Source organism: Shewanella sp. AS16, from assembly GCF_021412365.1.
Lineage (GTDB): Bacteria > Pseudomonadota > Gammaproteobacteria > Enterobacterales > Shewanellaceae > Shewanella > Shewanella salipaludis.
Window position 1 is genome coordinate 1 of sequence record NZ_JAKCLK010000018.1, and the last position, 7,531, is coordinate 7,531.

Annotated in this window: 5 protein-coding genes and 1 pseudogene; all 6 read right to left on the bottom strand. The window is 38.0% G+C overall.

Annotation, left to right across the window (positions count from 1 at the left end; genetic code table 11):
- Window positions 1-774: pseudogene (locus LZP73_RS18995) on the bottom strand (IS3 family transposase); the annotation flags it as partial.
- Between the two features lie 128 nt (window positions 775-902).
- Window positions 903-3,221, bottom strand: coding sequence for a CHAT domain-containing protein (locus LZP73_RS21460; RefSeq protein WP_234236476.1), 2,319 nt, complete (start codon window positions 3,219-3,221; stop codon window positions 903-905).
- Complete coding sequence (locus LZP73_RS19005; RefSeq protein ID WP_234236478.1) at window positions 3,218-4,471, bottom strand: hypothetical protein; 1,254 nt, start codon at window positions 4,469-4,471, stop codon at window positions 3,218-3,220. Before LZP73_RS19005 ends, LZP73_RS21460 begins: the two co-directional genes overlap by 4 nt.
- 1 nt (window position 4,472) lies before the next feature.
- On the bottom strand, window positions 4,473-5,363 hold the full coding sequence (locus LZP73_RS19010) for a hypothetical protein (RefSeq protein ID WP_234236480.1): 891 nt from the start codon (window positions 5,361-5,363) through the stop codon (window positions 4,473-4,475).
- Window positions 5,341-6,672 carry a CHASE2 domain-containing protein gene (locus LZP73_RS19015; RefSeq protein WP_234236482.1) on the bottom strand — a complete coding sequence of 444 codons (1,332 nt, stop codon included), beginning with the start codon at window positions 6,670-6,672 and terminating at the stop codon, window positions 5,341-5,343. Before LZP73_RS19015 ends, LZP73_RS19010 begins: the two co-directional genes overlap by 23 nt.
- Before the next feature lie 366 nt (window positions 6,673-7,038).
- On the bottom strand, window positions 7,039-7,531 hold a 493-nt coding region (locus LZP73_RS19020; protein WP_234236484.1), incomplete at its 5' end, for an IS5 family transposase.

A 7,531-nucleotide genomic window follows, 5' to 3' on the forward strand; every position in this document is an offset into this window, starting at 1 on the left:
TCGCCCAACCTATCGCCTTGCGAGCAAACAGGTCGATAACAACGGCCAAATAGGCCCACCGGGCACCAGTCCAAATGTAGGTAACATCCCCACACCACACTTGATTAGGCTCAGTGACTTGGAACTGACGAGCCAAGTGGTTGGGTATTTCAACATGTTCTCGGTCAGCTTTCTTATAAGCATGCTTTGGCTGCTGGCAACTGACTAGCCCTAGCTGTTTCATCAGCTTACTCGCGCGATAACGACTCAAGTTTATCCCTTTAGCCGTCACTATCTCTGCAACGCTTCTCGCCCCCGCAGAGCCATTGCTCACTGCATGGGCTTCCCGTATCAGACTTTGTAATTTTACCTTCTCTGGTGAAATGTCCTTTGGACGACTGCGCCAATACTTATAGCTACTTCGGTGAAGCCCGAACACTTCACAGATGCGTTTTACCGTATGGCTCTGCTTGGGCTTCTCGACTAACGAGAACTGTTCAGGGAGTCTGACATCAAGAGAGCGGTAGCCTTTTTTAGAATGGCATTATGCTCCTCGAGGCGATCAATTTTCTTCTTCAACTCACGAATTTCAATTTGTTCTGGCGTCATTGGCGTGGCTTTGGGTGAGCTCCCCATACGTTCTTGCTTGAGTTGTCTAACCCACTTTTCCATACCTGATTTACTCACGCCCATGGCTTTAGCAGCGTCCATTACTGAGTAGTTTTGGTCAACGACCAGTTGTGCTGCCTCGAGTCGAAACTCCGGGCTGTATGTTGGTCTGGTTTGCTTTGTCATTGTGTCACCTGTTTAAAAATAGAAGTGATGATATCACCTCTAATCAGGTGGCCAAATTTAATATGCCACTACACTCAATAGGCAAATTTTTATTCAATGAACTATGAGTGTCTTTGTTTTATTCTGCATTAAAAATAGACCTCCCATGCGCCCCATACACTTGCACTATCAGTTTGATTGCTGAGGTCATGTGCGAAATTAAACTGAACACGCCTGATTGCTGATTCAAAACTAAACGTTCCTGAGTTTACAAACTCAGCTGTCGAAGACATAAATGCGTAAGTCTCTTTTGAGTCAACTTTCCACTGTGAGGCAATAACGCTTTTTGCTCCAGCAAACTGAAAGGATGTTATTAGAGAGTTGAAGCTTCCGCCAACCTCACTGGCTTTTGCTGTATTGCATGCAGCGAGTAGTACTGTGCTCCTTGTTAGCTTCATATCAGCTATTTCATTTGCCTGTAGAATGCTGTCGTTGCTTAGGTCTTCGAAATCTATGCTGAGAGCAAGTCCGGGGTACAGAATGTGAGTTTCCTCAGAGGGAAAAATGGTATGCGTAGAAAAGCTAATGAAATTCCAATCTCTCTTATTTAACTCACGTTTTACTTTCGCCTCAATGGCGTCTTCCTTTGTTAATGATAGGCGAGGGGGGGAGCTCTGCTGTCCAAGTAAAGCGATTGATTCTGCTAGGGTATCGGGTAGCTTTTCTAAGCCCATTACAACATTTTGGATTTCATAATGTGGCAGTAGCTTAAAATTAGGGGGAGGGGGGAGGTAAAAAATTGGATCAGAAATAGCAATTCGGTTATTGGTACCTTTTACTTCGTTGTTTTGCCTACCAAGTCTGTCAAGAGTACTCATTCTAGATATTGATTTTTCTTCCACCAGCCATTTTTTAGTCTTAAAATTGTATAAAGTGGATATGGGTAGCATTTCAAGTGAACCATATGAAATGAAAAGTAAATTATTACTATGTATTTTTTTAATACCAACTAATGAGTAGAGACTTTCCCCTGTTTTTCGAGCATTTTTCCTTTCGGTAAGCGCTTCTCTGTGTGAAACGATTTTAGATTTTAGGTCGTTGGTCTCTATAGTGTTTAATTCAAATTTGTTGGAGCTCAAAGTGAATAGGGCGGATGTTGCTCCTAATTCAACCCCGTAAAGCAATGTTTCATCGTGCTTAAGTTGGGATTGAATAGTTTTTACTGTCTTTGGTGTCGTTCTTGTTATGCCTTTAAGTTTTTTGGATAGTTTTGCAATCTCCTTAATTAGTTCAAAACTGCCAGTTTCTTTCTCTGACAGTTGAGTGGTTAACGCTTGCTGTTTGATAACTAGTTTTTTGTAGGTATTCTTGCTTTCGGAGTTTAGTTTTAGAACTGGCGCAACAGGGTTAGATATAAAAAGGTGTTGTGATAGAAAAAAAACGGTTTGTTTCACATTTTCATCTTTAGGGAATGAGTTTAGTAAGGATGCCAGCGTTAAACTTAGCTGAGTGGACATTTGGATTTTGCGTCCGTAGTCATAGGAACTTAAGATGCTATGGAAAGTTTTAATGGCATTGTCTAAGTTTAATTTCCTATTGTCGTGTTCATCAAATACTTTCAAAAGATTGATAATAAGTTGGTTTTCAAGAGATAAATTTGTTCGCTTTCTCATCGAGAATTCATTAATTTCATTTGGTAGTGAGTATCTTCCAGGTAACATTTGGAGTTCGGCAACTTCTCGAGTTAAAGCTATAGCGAATAGGTTGTCGGATACATAGGTTGTTTTCTTGTTAATATAATTACTTAAATTTAGTTCTCTAGTGTTTTTTATAAGTTCTTCGTATTTTCCTAGTTCAAGTTGTCGCTGTAGGTATAGTAGAAATCGATTAGAGGGGCGGTATGGTGAAAGGAGAGAAGTTTTGAACATAGGATTTTTTTTATTTAACTGTTTAACTATTTTTTTCAAATCATCGCTAGGAACGAAGCTGGTAGGTAATGAAGTAATAGCTAGCGCATCTAATCTTACTTCGTTATCTTTCAAGTTATTTTCATTTAGTAGCCGTTTTGCATAGAATTTTGCGAGTTGATGTCGACTCGACTTTATATGCAATGACATGAGTTGACCAAGTATTTTGTTGTAATCTTTCCTATAGTATTCCTTTAATGGTATAATTTTTTTTTCTAGTTCTAATAATTGATTTTCTGCCTCAAGCAGCTCAGTTCCTAGTCCAATTTGAACGCCAGTTATTTCTAAAGTTAGTGTTAAGGTATCTAGAACATCAGGGCAATCATTTGATACTTCGTGCTTTATCTCTTTAAGCAATTCTAATTTTTTAAAACTATCATTCTGCAATAATGTAGTCCCTATGGCTCGTGTTTGCTTATCTATGGCGGCCAAGTCACAGGCATAGGATCTGCTGAGGGTGAAGGTAAATCCGAATAGGATAAGTAGTATACCTATATTCACATTAATCCCTCACCTAAGATACCTTTTTTAGATTGTATTATTCCTATTCTACTTATAGCTGCAAATTCATCGGAAGTGTTATCGGTGAAATCAACATAATCTTTCATTAGTATAGAATATTTTTTTTCCATATTGATGTAAAAGGGGTCATTATGCTTTGGTGCTCCAATTAAGTCTCGGTGCATTACGTAAGTGGCAATGATAAATTCGTCTATATCTGAGTTGTGTGAGGGCTTTTTTAGAACAAGTTCAGCCGCATTAATTATTGAGTTTTTAAGTGTTTTTTGATTTGTAGGGGCTAAAAGTTGGTAGTAACGTACGCGAACTTTTGAAAGATCCTTTGCAAAGGAAATTCTTTCGAATTCCGGTATTGTATTATTGAGATAGACTATGTTTATTGTAAGTAACCGTATTTTTATTTCATTTGAATTCCCCTTGCTTTCCTCGACTTTTTTTATTGCCATGTTGAATTTTTCAAGAGTTAATTTCCCAGCTAAGCTGGATAAATACGTATCAATTAGGATGTCTAGGTTTCTAACTTTTTCTGATGAGGGTATTTTATTTCTAATCCTTTTTAAGTTATTTAAGTCATTTAAGTTTTTTGATTTATTTCCTGTGCCAATATTTAATTTGGAAAGGATTGATTTATATGCAAGTGGTATTGAGTTAGCGTCCAGCTTTGCTTTACTTATGTAAATATCTTTGAGGTTGTAATGTATTATTTTATAGAAGGCATTAATGTTTTCCATAGAACCATTCCTATAAAATATCTCAATTATTTTTGCTGATATAATGACGCTTCCGTAAGCTTCATTCAGTTGGTTTTTAGATAACAACTCTAGCAGAATATTATTAATGTTTACTGTATTAACACTCCCATTTTCTATTTTGCTAAAAGTTTCACTATACATCTCAATTATATATTCGATACTTTCCTCCATACGTTCAGGAGATGTGACGCCAGCCTTAATAATGTCTAATTTTTGAAGCATAGCTTTGTATAAATGCTTAATGTGTTCATGAGCTTTGTCAAATTTTCTTCCGCTATGATATGAATATGCTTTTAAATATTCGCAGCTGAAATTTGAAAAGTGATCTTGATATTCTGGACAATCCCATTTTTCAATCTTTTTAGTACTTGATTTAATATCCTTTAGGTTACCTAAAATCAACTCTAAAGGCGTTAGCTCTGTTGCTGAAGCATCAAAGGTAAACAGTATCAATAAACAAAATGCCTGGATCCCATTCATATCATTCTCCCTTTTCTGGTTGGTAATTTAATGAATCGTCCAACATTTTTTTTAGCTCCCTTGTTAGTTCAAGATTTTTTGTGGATTTAATGGTCTTGTCCTTTAAGATAACTTGGTAGTCTAGGTTCATTTGGCAAATGTATCTATACCCAATCTGACAGAGCTCTAGTGAAGCCATGAGATCTGTCGGTATATTTAGTTTTTGTTTATCATTAATAATCTCTGAAAGTCGGGAATCAAGATCGAATGAATCAATCTCTAGTTTACTTTCTATAAGTTTGCTGGCTTTGTTATAGAAAGTAATTCGATAACTACCTTGTGTAAGGGTGGTGTTTTTAAAACCATCGAAGAACATACCAGATTTAACGGCATTGCCGTTCTGAGTAACCTCATAACGAATATCTTGATATCGTAGTGATCGGTTGCATGTCAATTGTAAAAAAGGAAGTACTGTTTTTGTTTTGGGTATTTTTATGGTCTCAGGGTAGGTACACTCTATATCTGTAGAGTCACTATCTCCTCTATATACACCACCTAATGAACGTTGTCCATTAAGTTGATAAAGTCTACCTGATATCTTGCTTGGGAAGTCGAACTCGGCGGGTCCTATAATATTTTCGATTTTTGTTTGATCGTACTCTCGTCTTACCCAGTGCATACTGCTATGTTTTCCAATAGTGATTTTACTTCCTTCCTTTAGCTTTGTTTTTTCAGTGATTTTTGTTATGACTTTTTTGTTAGGTTCAAGAACTTTTACATCACCGGATACTTTTATCACAATGGCGTATACATTTTCCTTAGGTGAGGTAGCTCTCACGGTCTGTGGAACTATGGAGATAGATGCAAGACCTCCTGAAATCAGGATAAATTTAATTGTTTTTGAACTTAACATTGTCTAACTCCTTAGCTGTAATAATTACAATTATGTATATACAGGAAATAACCCACGGTGTAAGACTTAACGAAATGTTAAACCAGTTGATGACTATGGTTGAGTAGAAGAGTGTAAACACTATAACCATTAGTGCAGTGACGGTAGCAAGGCTAAAAGATAGTACAGGGGACTTGGTATTATTTATAACCCTTGAGATACCATGTCGATATAGGATGCAGGTTGTTATGTAAATAATTATTGCAATGATGAAGGGGGCTAAAGCTGGAAGCGTCCACTGATTTTCAACAGATGTATGCTTGTAAATTTTTCCATCTAACAAATTTAGATAAGCACTAATGTGTGCATAGACTCCGGGTTCTTTGCCGTTTTTACCATTACTTGTCGATAACCCAGCCCATATAAGTATGCGTTTAAAGAATGAATTGGTACTATCGGAACCAATATAGAAATGGTCTTCACTTATATCCCATGTGCTGGCAACAAAAACCGTTTTATCCTGAATGTCAGCAGCTCCCATCATCAAATCGTACTCAAATGTCCAGGCACTGTAGGTCCGAGAATCTAGCTCATGGATGTTACTCGGGACTGTGAGCCAATATCTCGAGTTTTTCAACAACCCTAGTGGTATTCTTTTACCATGATTTTTTAACTCTTGGTTGCTTTGTCCATTTAGGGCGCGGTTGTAGGCGGCCAAAGCTAATGACAGGTATAAGTCGTTATTTTCGTAATAGTAAACTAAGCTGTTTACTGCTCCGTATTTATCTTCGGTGTCATAGAGTGATATATCCCCCCAGTTTCCCATTAGCACTTCATCAGGAAGTAAATTTTTTGGTGGAATAATTTCAACAAATTTTGATCCTATCTGTTCAATAGAGCTCCCTACGATAATTTTGTTCGTTAAGGATTTTGGAATAGGAGGAGTGTCTTTTCCATAGCGGAAAACATAATCAAGTACCACCAATCTGGCTCCGCCCTCAACTAGTTTTACAGCTAACTGGATTATGTCTTCTCGGGATTCGGGTAACTTGCTGTCACTCAAAATATTTCTATCAAAAGTCACTAAGGCTATATTTTTAATGTTATTGCTTACATATTTTCTCTCAATTGCTCTTACAGCTCCAATAGCAAACATGTCATTACCAGTGAATGAGTCAAGTAAAGATATAACAACAAGGGCGGTGAATGTTGGATAAATAAATGTAATAAGTGACACCCTAACAAACCAATATGTGAAAGAGTCACTTCTATTTAAATATAGATCGAATTTCCAATTATTTTTTAATGTGTTCTTCTTCCCTTTTTGCATAATAATTTCCGTTAGGTTTGGTAAGGTCTGGGGCTATGGGATTTTATACAACTCCATTTATATTTAACATCGTAGGTATGTACATACGGTCTGATCTAATCCATTTCCCCAAAACGCTACTAGATCCAATATTATGCGCAGCTCTACTTGTATGAGTCTATATCTTAGATTATTTTCTCAAAAAGCAATACCCACACCTTGTTTTAGAAATAGGGTACCAGAAATGTCTTAATTTGTTGATGGTTGCTACTGAAACTTTACTTGATGGAAAATAGTTGTTACTAAAAGGAGGATGTTTACATATAGTAAGGGCCTTGTTGATCAAATCATTCGCAGGCAAGCCTGTCCCCATCAAGGTTTGCGGTGTTAATTGACCACCTGACGAACGGGCATACCCAGTCCTATGACTTTGTTCATGGCCTTCACTCCTGCCAATGCTTCGCCAACCTGTGCATTGTAATCCCGCAGGCTCAGTTTCGGGCTGATGAGTTGCTTGTAGCGGTACATGGCCGTTTCCGACAGTGAGCGTTGGTGATAGTCATTGTCTTTCTTCCATTGTTGTAGCGCATGACTTTTCAGCGCCTTGACGGCCTCATTTCTTGGGTGACCGTCCTCCCAGTAACCCGCATTTTTCCTGGGCGGGATAGTGGGCTTGCTGCCTTTGCGTTTCAGCAGTTTATGACAGCCTTTGGTGTCATAAGCGCCATCGGCTGACACTTGCTTAATCTTGCGTCTCAGCGGATTCAATAAGGTAGGCAAGACCTCATTGTCGGCCACACTTTCCAAGCTGACCTCGGCAGCTATCACTTCATGTGTGGCGGCATCCACCGCCAGATGCAGTTTACGCCAGGTACGACGC

What these genes read in the sequence shown, in the direction of transcription:
- LZP73_RS19005 (WP_234236478.1), bottom strand. Translation starts at nt 4,471, where the DNA reads ATGAATGGGATCCAGGCATTTTGTTTATTGATACTGTTTACCTTTGAT.
- LZP73_RS19015 (WP_234236482.1), bottom strand. Translation starts at nt 6,672, where the DNA reads ATGCAAAAAGGGAAGAAGAACACATTAAAAAATAATTGGAAATTCGAT.
- LZP73_RS19010 (WP_234236480.1), bottom strand. Translation starts at nt 5,363, where the DNA reads ATGTTAAGTTCAAAAACAATTAAATTTATCCTGATTTCAGGAGGTCTT.